Raw genomic sequence first — 16,389 nt, forward strand, 5'->3', positions numbered from 1 at the left:
GCGCGGATACCGAGGGCCCGCGCAGTGATCACCCGCGGCTCCATGAGCCTGTCAGAGCGCGACGGCGGCCTGCCGCCCGAGTGCCTGACGCAGGACGACGACACCATCCTGGAGGACAGCGAGCGCGTGCTGCGCCTGTTCCACGACACCGCGCCCGGCGCGATGGTGCAGATCGGGCTGGCGCCCTGCTCGCCCTTCAACGTGACCAAGCGGCTGATGCGCGAGAGCGCGGCCCTGGCCGAGCGCCACGATTGCCGCCTGCACACCCATCTCGGCGAGACGCTCGACGAGGACCGCTACTGCCTGGAGCTGTTCGGGCAGCGTCCCGTCGAGTACCTCGAGGAGGTCGGCTGGATGACGGGCCGGACCTGGCTGGCGCACGGCATCCACTTCACCACCGACGAGATCGCGCGGCTCGGCCGGGCCGGCGTCGGCGTGTGCCATTGCCCGACCTCGAACATGACGCTGGCGTCGGGCCAGTGCCGGACCTGCGAGCTGGAGGCGGCCGGCAGCCCCGTGGGCTTGGGCGTCGACGGCTCGGCCTCGAACGACAGCTCGAACCTGATGGAGGGGGTGCGCCACGCCCTGATGATCAACCGCCTCACCTACGGCGCCGAGGCGGTGAGCCATCGCGATGCGCTGCGCTGGGCGACCGAGGGCTCGGCGCGCTGCCTCGGCCGCTCGGACATCGGGCGGATCGCGGCGGGCTGCGAGGCGGATCTGGCCCTGTTCACGCTCGACGAGCTGCGCTTCTCCGGCGCGCACGACCCGCTCGCCGCGCTCGTGCTGTGCGGGGCGCACCGGGCCGACCGGGTCATGGTCGCGGGGCGGTGGCGGGTGCTCGACGGCCGGCCTCTCGGGAGCGAGACCGGCCGCCTGCGCGAGGAGCATTCCCGCCTCGCCCGGCACCTGTTCGGAACCGTCTGAGGCGGGCCCGTGCCGCTCCGCGTCGTGCCGGGGCGCTCAGGCCGCCAGGGCGACCGCGTCGACGGCGGCCACGACGTCCCGAGGCGCCGTGTGGTGCACCATGTGGCCGCAACCCTCCACGACGTGGAGGCTGCTGCGCGGAAGCGCGCGGTGAAGGCGGCGGGCCTGGGCATCCAGATCCACCATCTTGTCCCCCGTCCCCGCCACGATGGCGACGGGCATCGTGAGCTCGCCGTATCGATCCTGGATCGCCAGGGCGTCGGGGATCATCAGGGCGGATTCGGCGGCGCTCGCCCGCAGCTGTGAGGGGCGGATCGCCATCTCGGAGGGCACGGCCCCGAAGGTGGCCGCGACGGGGGCAGGGCTGAACAGCTTGCGGATCATCTTCGGCCAGAGGAGGCGCGCGACGGGCGGCGAGACGGTGTAGCGCAGGATGTCGCCGAGGAGCGGCACGGCCGGCCCGGACATCAGAACGACGTCGGCGCGCACCGAACCGTAATAGTAGCCGCTCTCGAGGATCAGCCCCTTGACCATCTCGGGATGGTCGAGCGCCAGCGCGATGCCGACGGAGGCGCCCCAGGAATGCCCGAGCACCAGGGCACGGGACACGCCGATCTGGTGCAGCGCCGAGCGGAGGAGCTCGGCCTGGGCGGCGGGCGTCCAGATCGTGCTGCGCGGCCGCTCGCTGTAGCCGTAGCCCGGCCGGTCGAAGGCGATGACGCGGTATCGTCCGGCCGCCGCCTTCACGAAGCCGCTCGACATGAAGTCCTGGAGCATGCTGCCGTTGCCGTGCAGGAGCACCAGGGGCTCGCCCTCGCCGGTCTCGGCGTAATGTACCTGGACGCCGTCGACTTCGATCAGCCGGCCGGTCGGCGGGTTGTCGCGCTCGGCCTGTCGCGCCCTGGCGCTCACCGCGAGCGCCGTGAGGCCGAGGGCGGCGACGCCCAGGCCGGCAAGGACGGCGGGTCGCGCGTAGGAGGGCCGCTGGGCCATGGTGGTGTCCGATCCGTGGAGCGCGCGGAAGAGGGGAGCGGGTTCGCTCGTGCTGTGCTGCAACAAGGGCAACCCTCCGGGACGGTCATCGTTCCTGATGGCTGCTCGCCCGTGTCAGGCCCCGCCCCACCTCGGGCTACCCGAAACCGTATGTTGCGACGCCCCTGCGGACATTGAGGCCGTCGGCCTAACGCGTATCCCTGCCCGTCTAACCGGCTCCAGTGGAAAACGTCGGTGCTGGCGCCGTCGATCACGCGGACGGCCTCGGGATCCGTTGCAAGGCCAGAGCATCACACCGAAAGGTGGCTGCCGGCCTTCAAGGAAAATCGTTCCTAGACCACAGACTTAAAGTACCGTCCGGGTTCTAGTATTCAGGACGGTGACTCAGCGGCGCCGAGAGGCCTCTCTGCGCGTCGCATGTGCAGGATTCATACGACGCCCGGACTTGGCGACAAAACTTAGGGCAGTTGGGTTGCGGGCCTCGACGGCGGCGAGGATCAGGGCCCATCCCTCCTTCGAGTCCCGCGCGACGCCACGACCGATGAGAAGGTTGTAGCCGAGCTGGAACTGCGATTCGGAAAGGGCCATCGGGTCGAGATCCGAGGCACGCTCGACCGAACGGCGAAACCAATAGGTCGCCTCGACATGGTCCGGTGCGGCGTCCCAACCCTGCATCAGCGCCATGCCGAGGTTGTTGTAAGCGACGGCAGCGCCCCCGGTGGCGGCCTGCCGCAGGAGTTCGACGGCACGGGTACCGCTTCCCGACGGCCGCCGCATCTCCATCAGCGCGAGGTCGTTGAGCGCCTGCGGCAATCCCTGCTCGGCCGAGCGCTGCAGGAGCTTCAGACGGCGCACCCGGTCCTTCGCGACACCTCGGCCGTTGAAGTACAGATTGGCGAGGTTGAGTTGCGCAGTCCGATCGTCCTGCGCCACAGCCGCCTCGTACCAGCGCAGCGCCTCCTTGAGGTTCTTCCTGACGCCGCGGCCCTGCTCATAGGCGAAGCCGAGATTGTTCATGGACGCCGCGGCACCGTGCGAGGCACCCTGGCGGTACCAGTCGAAGGCTCGAGCGAGATCACGCGGCACGCCCATCGCGTGGTCGTATTGCATGCCGATCGCCGTATAAGCCTCGGCGACGCCCTTCTCGCGGGCCCGATCGTACCAGCGCCGCGCCTCCGCGTGATCGATCGGCACGCCCTGCCCCTCATCGTAGATCACGCCAAGTTGCTTCATGGCGCGGCCGTCGCCGGCCTCTGCCGCCTGACGGAACCACTTGAGGGCGCTCCGATAGTCGCGCAGGACGCCATAGGCCTCCTGGAATCGGACGCCGAGCCCGTGCGCCGCCTCCACCGAGCCGCCCTCGGCCAACTGCTCGAGCAGGACGAGACCGAGGGTGCCCCGGCTCGGTTCCTCGTCGAGGTAGGAATTGCCCAACGCCCGCCGCGCTTCGAGATTGCCGAGCGCGCTCGCGCGGCCCAGCCAGCGCCGCTGCCCCTCGATGTCCTTGGGACCGCCGTCGACCTCCCGCATCATCGCGGCGACCGAAGTCATCCCTTCGACGTCCCCGCGCTCCGCCGCCAGGAGGTAGAGGCGCCGCGCGGCCGCTGGGTCGTGGTGCAGGCCCATTCCGTTGTGGAGGAGCCGGCCGTAGAGGAGGGCAGCGCGTCGGCTGCCGCCCGCGACAGCCCCTTCGAGGAGCGTGCGAATGCGGGTCGCATCCCGCGCCGAGCCCTCATTTTGGGCGAGCACCTGCGCGAGGTCGGCGGCCGCACTCGGGTGGCCGGCGGCCGCGGCTTCCTCGATCAGCCTGCGGCCCCGAGCCCTGTCTCGAACGGGCGTGTCGGAATGCGCGAGCAGATTGCCGATCCCCCGCTTGATCTCGGGGCTGCCGTTGCGTGCGATGCCTTCCATCCCGACCGCCAAGGACGCCCGGGCATCCTTGGGAGGCGCCGGCCCGAAGGTGCCGTTGGCCCGGCCCTCGGCGACGGCGAGATAGCCGCCGGCATAGCCGAGCTCCATCGCTCGCGTCAGCGGCACGACCGCCTCCGCCCCGCGGCCGAGCGCGCTGAGGGCGAGGCCGGCCCGATGCGCGTAGCGCGCCTCGTTCGGCTCCGCGCGCGCCTCCGACCCGCAGGCCTGGACGACCGCCTCCAGGGCCTCGCTCCTGCCCTGGATCACCCCCTCGAGGATGGTGCGGTCGGGCGTGACGATGTCGACGTCCTTGGGCAACCCGGCAGCCCGGTCGCAGGCCTCTCCGAGGGAGAACGGGGTCGCGGCCACGTCGTGCGGCGTACCGGCCGGCCCTCCGAACGGTCTCTGCCCAGTCGCTTGCGCGTGACGTCGGGGCTCCGGTTCAGTCGGCCCGACCGGTGCGGTCTCCGGCTCGGCGCGCAGGGGCCCCGACAGGGAAGCGAGAACAAGAAGCGCGGCAAACCTTCTGCACGTCATGCGCCACTTCCAGCAACTCAGCCGTGCATCTAGCGCCCGGTCTGGATCGTGCAACGGCAGCATCCCGGCGCCGTCGGCCTCGCGGCGCCTATCCGCGCTCGTCGAAGCGGCTCCAATGGAACACCTCCGTGCCGGCGCCGTCGATCACACGGACAGCTTCGGCGGGCTCGCCGAACCGCTGGGGCACGCGGGCCCTCGCGAAGAGGCGCAGCGCCCGGTCCTTGGCCGCGTCGACGCTGGCGGTGCGCACGGAGACGCGCTGGCGGATGCGCTCCGTCTCGGGCTCGTCCTCGCCGCCCAGGATCTCGATGTGAAAGGTCTCGACAGGGTTCAAGGCAGCGGCTTTCTCCGAAGGCTCTCGGAGATAGGGCGTGGGTCGCCCCGCAACATCGGCCGGCTGTGCGGAAACAAGGGCGCACCCGCCGGGGTGCAAGCCCGGCTCGGATGTGATTGATTGCGGCGACCCCGACGCAGCCCAACGGAACCGCACAGCATGGCGACGCCCTTCGTCAAAACGGATTGGCTCAAGGCAAGGCTCGACGCGCCCGACCTCATCGTGCTCGACGCCTCCTGGTACCTGCCCGCGCAGGGGCACGACGCGGCGGCCGAGTTCCTGGCCGGGCACATCCCCGGCGCCGTCCGCTTCGACATCGACGCGATGAGCGACGAGGGCTCGCGGCTGCCCCACATGCTGCCGCGCCCGGAGGTCTTCGCCTCCCGGATGCGGGCGCTCGGCATCGGCGACGGCATGGGCATCGTGGTCTATGACGGGATGGGGCTCTTCTCGGCCCCGCGGGTCTGGTGGATGCTGCGCACCTACGGCGTGCGCGAAGTCGCGATCCTAGAGGGCGGCTTTCCGGCCTGGGTCGCCTCGGGCGGCCCCGTCGAGGAGGGCGAGGGACGCCGGCGCGACCGCCGCCACTTCACGGCCCGGCTCGACAACGGCGCGGTGGCCGATGCCGGCGACATCGCCCGGGCGCTGGAGACTGGCTCGGCCCAGGTCGTCGACGCCCGCTCCGCCCCGCGCTTCCGCGGCGAGGAGGCGGAGCCGCGCCCCGGCGTCCGGCCCGGCCACATGCCGGGCGCCCGCAACCTGCATTACGGCGCCCTGCAGATCGATGGAAAGCTCAAGGACGAGGCCGCCCTGCGCGCGGCCTTCGCGGCGGCGGGCGTCGACCTCGACCGCCCCGTGATCACGACCTGCGGCTCGGGCGTGACGGCGGCCGTCGTGTCGCTCGCCCTCGAGACCCTGGGCCGGCCGGCGCGAGCGCTCTACGACGGCTCCTGGTCGGAATGGGGCTCGGACCCGAACCGACCCGTCGCCACCGGCCCGGTGTGACGTCGTCTCCGGGCGGCCGCCGCGGTTCGATGCGCGTTCCCCTCTACCGGCCGGGGCTAGGGCATTCACGCTGCTCGGATCGAGGCACATGGCGAGCCCATCGCCGACGCTCGTCGCGTGAAGCGCGGGTCCCTTCTCCTAGGGGGAGAGGGAGCACGTGGCGGCTCCCGCGGCAGGGCATAACGGGGTGAACGCGACCGCAGATGCGCTCCTCAGGCAGCGCTCCGTCGGCCAGATCCGGCTCCGGGCCGGTCGCCGCGGAACGTCGACGAGCATCCTCGACCTCTCCGAGTCCGGCCCCCTGCGCCTGCGCCTGCCCCGCCGCACGGAGGGTCCCTGCGAGGCCGTGCTCCTCAACACGGCCGGGGGCATCGCCTGCGGCGACCGCTTCACGGTGGGGGCCGAGCTGGAGGCCGGGGCGGACCTGGTGCTCACCAGCGTCGCGGCGGAAAAGATCTACCGCTCCGACGGCCCCGTCACCCGCGTCGCGACCGGCCTCACCCTCGGGGCCGGCGCCCGGCTCGCCTTCCTGCCGCAGGAGACGATCCTGTTCGACGGCGCGCGCCTCAGCCGGAGCTTCGAGGCGGAGCTTGCCGAGGATGCGCAGCTGCTCGCCCTGGAGCTCCTCGTCTTCGGGCGTGCGGCGCGGGCCGAGCGCATCGCGAGCGGGCACGTCGAGGATCGCTGGCGCATCCGCCGCGGCGGCCGTCTCGTCTACGCGGACACCCTCCGGCTCGACGGCCCGATCAGCGACCGTCTCGATCGCGTCGCCATCGGCGGCGGCGCCCGCGCGATGGCGACCCTCGTCGATGCCTCGCCCGAAGCCGAGGGACGCATCGAGGCGATGCGTGCGCTGATCGAGGAGATGGCCGGGGTCGAGGCCGGAGCGAGCGCCTGGAACGGCAACCTCGTCGCCCGCTTTCTCGGGCGAGACCCGGACGCGGTCCGGCGGGCGGCGCTGCAGGTCCTCGTCGGCTATCGCGCCGCGCCGATGCCGCGGGTCTGGCAGGCCTGATTCAGCCGATCGCCGCCGTCTCGCGCAGGCGCTGCACGGCCCGGTCGAGGTCGAGATCCGGCGCGGTGAGCTCGGCGAGGGTGAACGGGCAGATCTTGGGTTGGCCGTACTCGATCCGGTCGGCGCGGTCCCGAAGCTCGGGCGTCTCGGCGTCGCCGACCGCGAGCCACCAGAGGCCGTCGAGCTTCAGGCTCGCCACCTGCTCGGGGCGGGCGGCCAGGGCCGCGTGCAGCCGCGCCGCCTCCCGCCGAAACGGCAGGCCCTCCGCGTCGCCGGAGATCAGCGCCGCCTTCATCAGACTGGCCAGCAGGCCGCGCACCAGGGCTGCGGGCGTCGCCCCATCCGCTTCATCCATGCCGCTCTCCTCGCGCCGCGCCTCGCGACGCCGTCAGCAAGGCCGGTGCCATCCGCGCGGTGTGATCCCGCGCACAGGCGCCCGGAAGGCGCCCGTCTAGAGCTGTACCGACACGCCGCGCCGGACGCGGCCCGCCATCAGGAGACCGCCATGAGCGAGCGCATCGAGGACATCAAGTTCATGGTCACGGTCACCGTCGTGGTCGTCCTCGGCACCGGCCTCAACGCCATCCTCGGCTGATCCCTTCACAGCCGGCGATGCACGAGATCGTGGATGAAGCCGAGCTTGTGGATCACGGCCGGGGCCAGGACGAAGGGGTAGAGGTCGGGCTGGCCCATGGCGCGGTTGACGCTGTTGATCGCGAAGACGAAGGGCAGCCAGGCGTCCACGATCTGCTGGATGCCCGACGCCTCGTACGGGTCGAAGTTGATCCGCGCCGAGATCTCCCCCTGCGCATCGAGCTGCGGGCGCACCTGCAATCCGAAGGCGCTCGCCATCTCCAGCGTATCGACGATGTGGAGGTAATGCGCCCAGGTCTCGGCGAAATCCTCCCATGGATGCGTCGTGGCGTAGGAGGAGACGAAGGTCTCCTGCCAGTCCGGCGGCGTGCCCTCCGCGTAGTGGCGCTTCAGCGCCTCCTCGTAATCCATGCTGTCGTCGCCGAAGACGGCCCGGCAGGCCTCAAGATGGCCGCCGTCGCGCACGAGCAGATCCCAGTAATGATGCCCGATCTCGTGGCGGAAATGCCCGATCAGGGTGCGGTAGGGCTCGCCCATCGCCCGCCGCCGCGCCGCGCGCTCGGCATCGTCCGCCTCCACCAGCGCGATCGTGATGATGCCGTTGTCGTGGCCCGTCATCACCTTCGGCCCCTCCTGCGGCGGGTCGGACAGGAAGCGGAACTCGAGCCCGTGCTCGGGGTCCTCGGCGCGGGTCCTCAGCGGAAGGTTCCAGCGCAGGAGCGTGTAGAACAGGCGATGCTTGGCGATCTCCATGTCCCGCCAGCCGGCGAGCTGGGCCGGGTCGGAGACGTTCGGAATGATCGCATTGTGGCGGCAGGCGAGGCAGAACGGCTCGCTCGAGTCCGGCGGCACCAGCCAGTTGCAGGCATCCTGCACCGCGTTGGCGCAAAACCGGCTCGGGCGGTCAGGCGCGGCGAGCGGGCGCCAATCCTCGCCGCCGGCCGGCTCCAGCGCCGACAGCGTGCCCGTCTCCGGCAGGTAGGCGAGCCGGTGGCCGCAGCGCTGGCAGGTCCGGTTCTCGAAGTAGAGGATGTTGCCGCAGGACTGACATTTGAACAGCTTCATCGCATCGCCTCATCCGCCACTCGGATCGCCATGCACCAAGCATGCTGAGCGCGGCCTCGGAGGAAATCGTGAAGCGGCGCTTTATTTCCCGACGAGGCGCGTGACGCCGGGCGCCCATGCGCGGGCGTCACGCGCCTCGATCGCCTTCCCGCCGATCCCCATAAGGAGGAACGCCTTGGCCTCGACCATCCTCACCCTCGCGCTGCCCGCGCTCCTGACGCTTGCGGGCGCGGACGCCCCGGGCCGCCCTCTCCTCATCCCGCAGGTCGAGGGCGAGCGCCAGGGCACGATCATCGGCCGGGCGATCGCCTGCGGCGCGCCCGCCGCGCGCACGGACGAGGTGCTGCGGGTCGCGCGGGAGCGGATCATGCAGGCCCTCGGCCGGGCCATGACCGAGGAGCGTTTCGTGCCCGAGCTGAACCAGGCGCTGTTCTTCGAGACCAACCTGCCGAAACCCTCGGACGCGGCCTGCGCGAAGGCGTTGGAGGCCCTGGAGCGGCTCGAACGGGCGGAGTGAACGCGCGGGCATCGACCGCGAAGGCGCGGCGGGCCTCTATGAATTAGCGTCTCCGAATCGTCGCCGGATGAAGCGGTCACGCCTCGCCGGCGCTTCCGAGGGCCGTGGCCGTGGTCACGTGAGCTCACGCGATGGGAGAAACATTTTCTGGAGCGTGCTCTCAGAAACAAACCAAACCCATTTCTCCTCTTTGACCATACCGATGCACAACATGCGTCGCATCGGAGCTTTTCTGGTCTTTCCAGCCCAGATCGCTTCGGCAGCCGATCAGGACCTCTTCCGTGACCCGATAGGGCCGTCCCGCGTTCAGCCATGAACCGGAACGCGTCCCATCGGCCGCCGCGCGGGCCAGGGCCGGACGACGGGCAGGGAACGAGAGGGAAAGCCGCCAGGATGCATGTCTTCGCAGGAGGCTCCGCCTCCCCGCCGAGCCAGCGCGTGCAGCCGGCAGGCCCCGCTGCCTTCGATGCGCCACTCCGGGCAGAGCTTCACACCTCCCTGGAGGCCGTCGCGCCGGTCTGGCGCGTCCTGGAGGCGGAGGGCGTTTCGACCCCGTATCAGCGGCTCGACTGGGTCGGCACCGTTCTCGCCCATCTCGCCGGTCCGGCGGGGGCCACGCCGCTCTTCGTGACGGTCCGGGATGCGAACGGGCGCCTCGTGATGCTCGTGCCGCTCGCGCTCACGCCGCGGCAGGGCTGCCGCGTGGTGACCTGGCTCGACCTCGGCGTTTGCGACTACGCGATGCCGGTTCTCGCCGACGCCTTCGAGCCGAACGCCGCGCAGGGCGCCGCGATCTGGGATGCGGTCTGCGCCGTCCTGCCGAGGGTCGATCTGATCCAGATCGAGCGCATCCCGTTGCGCGCCTACGGCAGCTCCAACCCCATCGCCGCGCTGGCCGGTACGGAAATCGCCGCGGCGCAGACCTCGAGCGTCCTACTGGGCGGCGATCCCGAGACCCTGCTGCAACGGCTCTGCCGCCGCAGCACCCTGCGGGACATGGGCAACCAATGGCGCCGCCTGGAGCGGAGCGGCGAGCTCCGCTTCGTCCAAGCCTCGACGCCCGCGCTCGTCGAGGAGATCTGCGACGCCCTCTTCGAACAGCGGCGGCAGCGCTTCGCCGAGATGGGACGCTTCGACCTCCTGTCCCGTCCCGAGGCGCGGGACTTCTACCGCGCCGCCGCCCGGGAGGGGTTGAGCGGCGGGCCCGCGCGCCTGTTCGGCCTATCGGTGGACGGCGCCTGGATCGCGACGAGCTACGGGCTCGTCCACCGCGACACCCTCTCCTACCTGATCCTGACCAATGCCGGCGCGCCGTGGCGGACCGCCTCCCCCGGCGTCCAGGTCACCGCGCAGACCTTGAAATGGGCCTGCGCGCAAGGCCTGCGCTGCTTCGACTTCAGCGTGGGCGTCATGCCCTACAAGCAGGATTTCGGGGCGGAAAGCCACGCGCTGCGCGAGCTGACGCAGCCGTTGACATGGAAGGGCGCCGCCCTGAACCGGTTCCTGCAGGCGTCGGACTCGGCCAAGACCTGGCTCAAGGCGAGAAGATTGTTCGGCCCGTTCCAGAGGGCCCGCCGCCTCGCCAGGAAGCTCCGGGTCTAGGTCTACGGTCCTCGACTCCCCGTCCTGTTCCGGTTCCGCAGCGCGGCGGCCGCGAAGGCTCCCGCCGCGGCGCGCGAATCACCCGGCCAAGGCGTTCGACGTCGAAGGCCCTGGCTCAGCCTCATCCGGCGCGCAGGTGCCTGCCTCGCCCGCCGCGGAGGCCCGCGCCGGGAAAGCGAAACCTCCTCCCGGACATGTCTTTCGATAAAAGCGCCGCACGACCTAGATTGGTTTTCAGGGGTGGCGCCCGCGCGGAGGCGGTGAGGAGCATCTTCTCATGTCAATCGCCAATAGGTGCATGTAGGGTCAAGCTTACGGACGGGATGCGGGGATCGTACCCTGCGTCTCCATCCGTTCTGCGCCCAGGCAGAGCAACGCCTCGTCGGGCCGAGCCGCAGGGATGTCGCCCGCGGGATCCCGCCCCGGCCAAGCTTCACGAAGCCGAGGGTGTTTCGGCCATGGCGCTGGGCCCTGCCCTGGACAATGGAGCGGCAAGGTGAACCTGTTCGTGCGCAAGCTAAGGAACGGCACCCGTCTCCTCCCCGAGGACGAGGCGATCCTCGCCGGCCTGGTGGGGCCGGCCCGCCGGATCGAGGCGCGCGGCGACATCGTGTCCGAGGGAAGCGAGCCGCGTGCCCTCACCCTCATCGTCGAGGGCTGGGCCTGCCGCTACAAGCAGCTCGAGAACGGACGGCGGCAGATCCTCTCGTTCTCGCTCCCCGGCGACCTGTGCGAGCCCTTCGGCATCCTGCCCCGCTTCATGGATCACTCCCTCGGCGCGCTCACCGCCGTCACCATCGCGCAGGTGTCACCGGAGGCCGTCTGGAACGCCGCCCGGGCGAACCCGCGCATCGAGGAGGCCCTTTGGTGGGACCTGCTCGTCGCGGTGGCGGCGGATCAGGAGCGGACGGTCAGCCTGGGCCGGCGCACCGCCGCCGAGCGCCGGGGCCACCTGTTCTGCGAGCTGCAGCTGCGGCTCGCCATGGTCGGCCTCGCCGACCGTGAGGGGTACGAGCTGCCCGTCACCCAGGTCGACCTCGCGGACCTGCTCGGTCTCTCGGCCGTGCACGTGAACCGCTCGCTCAGGAATTGCGCGGAACGGGGCTGATCTCGCTTCGGGGCCGGCGGTTGAGCGTTCACGATCTCGAAGGCTTGCGAAGGGTCGCGCTTTTCGACCCAGGCTACCTGCACAGTGACGGATCAGCCCACATCTGAACCGGCCCAGGGCACCGGCTGTTGAGAAACGGGGTATCGAGGTTGGGCATGTCAGAGGATACCGGAGCGGCCCGCATCGCCGAACTCGAGGCCGACAACCGACGCCTGCGCCGGCTGCTCGACCAGCGGGACGCGCCGGGCGAGCTCCGGCACCGCCTGCGCAACACCCTGGCGATGCTGCGGATCGTCATCCGCCGGTCCGCCGAGACGGAGCGGGATCGGGACGAGTTCGTCGCCCATCTGCAGGACCGCCTCGACGCCATCGCCCGGGCGCAGGCCGCCATCGATTCTCACGGCTGGATCGACCTGCACACCCTGCTCGCCGACGAGCTCCTGTACTACGGGGCCTCCGAGGGCGACCGGGTGACCCTGTCGGGTCCCGACATCGCCCTTCTGCCGAAGGCGGGGCAGGTCCTCGCCATGGCGATCCACGAGCTTGCCGTGAATGCCGTCGAGCACGGGTCGCTGGGCGCCGAGGCCGGCCGGATCGACGTCGCGTGGCATGTGGCGAACGGGGATGCCGATCCCTTCCTGACCCTGACGTGGAAGGAATCGGGCCTGACGTCGACCACGGAGCCCGCCCATCGCGGCTTCGGAACCGAGGTGCTGACCCGGGTGCTAGCCTACGAGTTCAAGGCCGAGACGGCGTTCGCCTTCGAGCCGGACGGGCTTCGCTGCACGATCACCCTGCTACTGCCGCCGCAGGTCGGGCAGGTCAGCGACCCTTGAGCGGCATCCCGCTCAAGAGGATGGGGTGAAGAGCGTCCGCGCGATCGTGCCCGGCACGATGGGCTTCTCGCAGCAGGCGATGTGGTCGTATCGCGCCGGGATCGAGGTCCGGTCGTAGCCGGTGGCGAACACGAAGGGCACGCCGCGGGCGAGCAGGGCGTCGGCGACCGGATAGGCCATCTCGCCCTGCAGGTTGACGTCGAGCACCGCCCCGTCGAGGTGCCCGGCGCCCTCGATCAGGCCGAGGGCGTCGTTGACGTTCGCGGCCGGCCCGACGACCTCCGCCCCGTTCGCCCTGAACAGCCGAACCATGTCGTCGACGATGAAGTACTCGTCCTCCACGAGGAGAACGCGTCGTCCGGCGAGCGTGTCCATGGTCGGGGGTGCCTCCGGGTGCCGCCGTTCTCGGCCGGCTGGTCGGTGGGGCAACGCTCGTCCGCCCGGCGCGGTTCAACGCGTCGCTCATCGGCGAACGTTGGCTCCCGAGGCGACAGGGAGACCGGCAGGCGGCGCGATCTTGAAGACGGGAGGGTTGAAATGGCTGGGGGACGAGGATTCGAACCTCGACTAACGGAGTCAGAGTCCGCTGTTCTACCGTTAAACTATCCCCCAACAGCCCCGGAGGCTCGGCCGCGTTCGACGAGGCCGTCGCGCGGCGCAATCCGCCCTTCGGGTCTGAAGAGCCGCCCGCATAGGCCACCTTGCGATCACGGTCAACTCGCCCGCCGGCGCGCCGGGACCGTCTCCCGCCCCGGCCGATCAGAAGACCTCGGCGCGGCCCGGCGTCAGCGGCGTGACCCGGATCGGGCTGCCGAGGCGCTCGACGACGCGCCCGCCCGCGTCGCGCTCCACGACGGTGAGGCGGCACTTGCCCGCGGCCCCCAGGGCTCCGACGAGCCGGCCCTGGGGCGTCAGGGCGTCGAGGAGCGGCGCGGGAAAGGCCGCGAGCGTGCCGTTGACGAGGATGCGGTCGAAGCGCTCAGGCCGGGGCGGCCCCGCGAGGCCGTCGCCGATCTCGATGACCGCGCCGCTCTCGCCGCCGAGGCTGGCCAGGGCGTCCTCCGCCAGCGTCCGGTAGCGTTCGAGGCTGAGGACGTGGGCCGCGCCGAGGCGCAGCAGGAGGGCCGTCGCGTAGCCGGAGCCCGCGCCCACCTCCAGCACGCGCGCACCGGGCCTGACGCCCAAAGCCGTTAGCATCGCGGCGACGACGGTCGGCGCCGTCATGGTCTGGCCGCAGGGCAGCGGCAGGGCGAGGTCGCGCCGGGCCTGGGCGCGATGGCGGGCCGGGACGAAGCGCTCGCGGGGCACCCGCTCCATGGCGCGCAGCACGTCCGTGTCGCGCACGCCGCGCTCGCGCAGCGCCAGTACGAAGGCCGCGTTCTCCTCCGCCTCGCCCCTGACCTCCGAGTCCGTCACGCGCCGCGTCCCGGACGTCGCGTCAGGCCGCGAACCCTTGCGCGAAGCGCGTCAGCGTCGGCTCGTCGGTAAGGTCGAGGCGCAGCGGCGTCACCGAGATGCGGTTCTCGGCGATCGCCTTGAGGTCGGTGCCGTTGCCGGGCTCGAACCGCGCCTTGGCGAAGGCGAGCCAGAAATAGGGATTGCCGCGCCCGTCCTGACGCGCGTCGATGGCGAGCAGCGCCTGGTTGCGCACGCCCTGGGCGGCCACCGCGATGCCAACCACCTCGTCGGGCTCGCAATCGGGGAAGTTGACGTTCACGACGATGCCGGGCTCGATCCCGATCTCGAGGATCTTCCGGATGACACCAGCGCCGTGCGTGGCGGCGCACGCCCACTTGATCGCGCCGCGCCCGCCGGCCCCGTAGGCCTGGCTCAGCGCGATGGAGCGCACGTTCAGGATGGTGCCCTCCATCGCCGCGGCGATGGTGCCCGAATAGGTGACGTCCTCGGCGACGTTCTGGCCGCGATTGACCCCGGAGAGGACGAGGTCCGGCCCGTGATCCTTCAGGATGTAGCGCACGCCCATGATCACGCAATCGGACGGCGTGCCCTTCACGGCGAAGCGCGTCTGCGAGATCTGGCGCAGGCGCAGCGGATCGTTCAGCGACAGCGAATGCGAGACGCCCGACTGGTCGCTCTCGGGCGCGACGACCCAGACGTCGTCGGACAGGCTGCGGGCGATCCCCTCCAGGGTCTCGAGCCCCGAGGCGTGGATGCCGTCGTCGTTGGTGACGAGAATGCGCATCAGCTCGGTCGTCCTTCGATTCGCTGAACCCCGCCCATGTACGGCGCCAGCGCCGACGGCACGGTGACGCTTCCGTCCGGGTTCTGGTAATTCTCCATCACGGCGATCAGGGCCCGCCCGACGGCGATGCCCGAGCCGTTGAGGGTGTGCACGAACTGCGCCCCCTTGGCCGCCTTCGGCCGGTAGCGGGCGTTCATCCGCCGCGCCTGGAAGTCGCCGCAGACGGAGCAGGACGAGATCTCCCGGAACGTCCCCTGCCCCGGCATCCAGACCTCGATGTCGTAGGTTTTCTGGGACGCGAAGCCCATGTCGCCGGCGCACAGCGTCATCACGCGGTAGGCCAGGTCGAGTTTCTTCAGGACGGTCTCGGCGCAGGTGAGCATGCGCTCGTGCTCCTCCGCGGAGCGCTCCGGTGCGGTGATTGAGACGAGCTCGACCTTGTTGAACTGGTGCTGGCGCAGCATGCCCCGCGTGTCGCGGCCGGCCGAGCCGGCCTCCGCGCGGAAGCAGGGGGTGAGGGCCGTGAAGCGGAGCGGGAGCTCGTCCTCGGCCAGGATGGATTCGCGGACGAGGTTCGTGAGAGGCACTTCGGCTGTGGGGATAAGCCAATGTGATCCGCCAAAAAGGGATCTTTCAATCTCCTCGTACTCAGACGGGGAGAGAACTTTCTTCAGTCTGAGCAGGACTGGTCCAGCGTCACCACCAACAAAGCCCAATCTAAGAACCTCGTTATAGTCTCGAGCAAGCTCAGGATGAGCTTGATATCTTGTTACGTCATACCAAGGCGGCCGTTTCTGATCGATACGGAATTGGTCGTCCCGAAACTTCGGCAGCTGCGCCGTGCCGAACATCGCCTCATCCCGCACGAGGATCGGCGGCGCCACCTCCGTGTAGCCGTGCTCGCCCGTGTGCAGGTCGAGCATGAACTGCCCGAGCGCCCGCTCCAGCCGGGCGAGCTGCCCTTTGAGCACCACGAAGCGCGCACCCGACATCCGGGAGGCCGCCTCGAAATCCATCAGGCCCGAGGCCTCGCCGATCTCGAAATGCTGCGCGCCGGCCTCGAGCCGCGGGCGGGCCACGTCGAAGCGGCGGTACTCGACATTGCCGTGCTCGTCGGCGCCCTCGGGCACGTCCGGATTCGGCCGGTTCGGGATGGCGGCGAGACGATCGTCGAGGACCTTCGCGGCCTGCGCCTGCGCCGCCTCCAGGGCGGGTCCCTCATCCTTCAGCCGGGCCACCTCGGCCATCAGCTCGGCTGCCCGCGCCTCGTCCCGCGCCTTCTTGGCCGCGCCGATCTCCTTGGCGAGCCCATTGCGGCGCTCCTGGTTGCCCTGCGCGGCCGAGGTCGCGGCCTTGCGCGCGTCGTCGAGCGCGATCAGCTCGGCCGCGAGCGGCGACAGGCCGCGCCGCTGCAAGGCGTGGTCGAAGGCGTCCGGGTTCTCGCGGATGGCGCGGATGTCGTGCATGGGCGGCTCAAGGTGTCGGGCGAGGACGCTTTGCAGCATCGGCCACCGCGCCACAAGGGCGGTGACCGCGCCGCCGACCACACGCCTTGGCACGCGGGCCCCGTGCATTGCTTCGGTGCCTTCACCCGCGTCCTTCCCCGGACGGGTGGAGCGTCAGCGGAACCCGATCCGGGGTCCAGCACGGGACGCCGCGAAGCGTCCGAAGCCTTGCGCTGTTCATGGGGTGCCGCTGGCGCGGCCCTTCCCTCGCCGGGTCCTGTATCTTGATGGGGCTGC

General features: G+C 70.7%; 16 protein-coding genes and 1 tRNA gene. 7 read left to right on the plus strand and 10 right to left on the minus strand.

Annotation, left to right across the window (positions count from 1 at the left end; all coding sequences use genetic code 11):
* The coding region (locus MFF55_RS22525; RefSeq protein WP_238246357.1) for an amidohydrolase family protein at positions 1–927 on the plus strand (927 nt) is incomplete at its 5' end.
* Positions 928–963: 36 nt separating this feature from the next.
* Here MFF55_RS22525 and MFF55_RS22530 read toward each other — a convergent pair.
* The 3 genes from MFF55_RS22530 to MFF55_RS22540 form a co-directional block, all read right to left on the minus strand.
* Positions 964–1,986 (minus strand): alpha/beta fold hydrolase, encoded by a 1,023-nt coding sequence (locus MFF55_RS22530; protein ID WP_238246358.1) that lies wholly within the window; start codon positions 1,984–1,986, stop codon positions 964–966.
* A 318-nt stretch (positions 1,987–2,304) separates the two neighbouring features.
* Entirely contained in the window at positions 2,305–4,200 is a 1,896-nt protein-coding gene (locus MFF55_RS22535; RefSeq protein ID WP_238246359.1) for a tetratricopeptide repeat protein, read from the minus strand.
* Between the two features lie 256 nt (positions 4,201–4,456).
* A complete protein-coding gene (locus MFF55_RS22540; RefSeq protein ID WP_238246360.1) occupies positions 4,457–4,702 on the minus strand; it encodes a hypothetical protein in 246 nt (81 codons plus the stop codon).
* Between the two features lie 159 nt (positions 4,703–4,861).
* Here MFF55_RS22540 and sseA point away from each other — a divergent pair, with 159 nt between their 5' ends.
* Both sseA and MFF55_RS22550 read left to right on the plus strand, forming a co-directional pair.
* Complete coding sequence (gene sseA / locus MFF55_RS22545; RefSeq protein ID WP_238246361.1) at positions 4,862–5,707, plus strand: 3-mercaptopyruvate sulfurtransferase; 846 nt, start codon at positions 4,862–4,864, stop codon at positions 5,705–5,707.
* Between the two features lie 157 nt (positions 5,708–5,864).
* On the plus strand, positions 5,865–6,722 hold the full coding sequence (locus MFF55_RS22550; protein ID WP_238246362.1) for an urease accessory protein UreD: 858 nt from the start codon (positions 5,865–5,867) through the stop codon (positions 6,720–6,722).
* A 1-nt stretch (position 6,723) separates the two neighbouring features.
* On the opposite strand, the gene MFF55_RS22555 is transcribed toward MFF55_RS22550, so the two are convergent.
* Together MFF55_RS22555 and MFF55_RS22560 are read right to left on the minus strand one after the other, a co-directional pair.
* A complete protein-coding gene (locus MFF55_RS22555) occupies positions 6,724–7,077 on the minus strand; it encodes a hypothetical protein (RefSeq protein WP_238246363.1) in 354 nt (117 codons plus the stop codon).
* Between the two features lie 245 nt (positions 7,078–7,322).
* Complete coding sequence (locus MFF55_RS22560; RefSeq protein WP_238246364.1) at positions 7,323–8,381, minus strand: zinc-binding metallopeptidase family protein; 1,059 nt, start codon at positions 8,379–8,381, stop codon at positions 7,323–7,325.
* Positions 8,382–8,556: 175 nt separating this feature from the next.
* Here MFF55_RS22560 and MFF55_RS22565 point away from each other — a divergent pair, with 175 nt between their 5' ends.
* The 4 genes from MFF55_RS22565 to MFF55_RS22580 all read left to right on the plus strand — a co-directional run bounded on the left by MFF55_RS22565 (position 8,557) and on the right by MFF55_RS22580 (position 12,444).
* The gene (locus MFF55_RS22565; protein ID WP_238246365.1) at positions 8,557–8,898 is read left to right on the plus strand and encodes a hypothetical protein; all 342 of its coding nucleotides are present in this window, start codon (positions 8,557–8,559) and stop codon (positions 8,896–8,898) included.
* 393 nt (positions 8,899–9,291) lie between these two features.
* Complete coding sequence (locus MFF55_RS22570) at positions 9,292–10,500, plus strand: GNAT family N-acetyltransferase (protein WP_238246366.1); 1,209 nt, start codon at positions 9,292–9,294, stop codon at positions 10,498–10,500.
* 496 nt (positions 10,501–10,996) lie between these two features.
* Complete coding sequence (locus MFF55_RS22575) at positions 10,997–11,608, plus strand: Crp/Fnr family transcriptional regulator (RefSeq protein ID WP_306421468.1); 612 nt, start codon at positions 10,997–10,999, stop codon at positions 11,606–11,608.
* Between the two features lie 155 nt (positions 11,609–11,763).
* Positions 11,764–12,444: an HWE histidine kinase domain-containing protein gene (locus MFF55_RS22580; RefSeq protein ID WP_238246367.1), complete on the plus strand. Its 681-nt coding sequence runs from the start codon at positions 11,764–11,766 to the stop codon at positions 12,442–12,444.
* A gap of 12 nt (positions 12,445–12,456) precedes the next feature.
* Here the strand turns inward: MFF55_RS22580 and MFF55_RS22585 are convergent, their stop codons facing one another.
* From MFF55_RS22585 to serS, 5 genes are all read right to left on the minus strand, one after another.
* Positions 12,457–12,819, minus strand: coding sequence for a response regulator (locus MFF55_RS22585; protein WP_238246368.1), 363 nt, complete (start codon positions 12,817–12,819; stop codon positions 12,457–12,459).
* 163 nt (positions 12,820–12,982) lie between these two features.
* Positions 12,983–13,056, minus strand: a tRNA-Gln gene (locus tag MFF55_RS22590).
* Between the two features lie 147 nt (positions 13,057–13,203).
* On the minus strand, positions 13,204–13,860 hold the full coding sequence (locus tag MFF55_RS22595) for a protein-L-isoaspartate O-methyltransferase family protein (RefSeq protein ID WP_238246369.1): 657 nt from the start codon (positions 13,858–13,860) through the stop codon (positions 13,204–13,206).
* A gap of 22 nt (positions 13,861–13,882) precedes the next feature.
* On the minus strand, positions 13,883–14,647 hold the full coding sequence (gene surE, locus MFF55_RS22600) for a 5'/3'-nucleotidase SurE (protein ID WP_238246370.1): 765 nt from the start codon (positions 14,645–14,647) through the stop codon (positions 13,883–13,885).
* Positions 14,647–16,113, minus strand: coding sequence for a serine--tRNA ligase (gene serS, locus MFF55_RS22605; protein ID WP_238246371.1), 1,467 nt, complete (start codon positions 16,111–16,113; stop codon positions 14,647–14,649). The genes surE and serS overlap by 1 nt, the downstream gene beginning before the upstream one ends.
* Positions 16,114–16,389: the final 276 nt, after the last annotated feature.

Origin of the sequence: Methylobacterium iners, from assembly GCF_022179305.1 — a bacterium.
In the GTDB taxonomy this organism is placed as follows: Bacteria; Pseudomonadota; Alphaproteobacteria; order Rhizobiales; family Beijerinckiaceae; genus Methylobacterium; species Methylobacterium iners.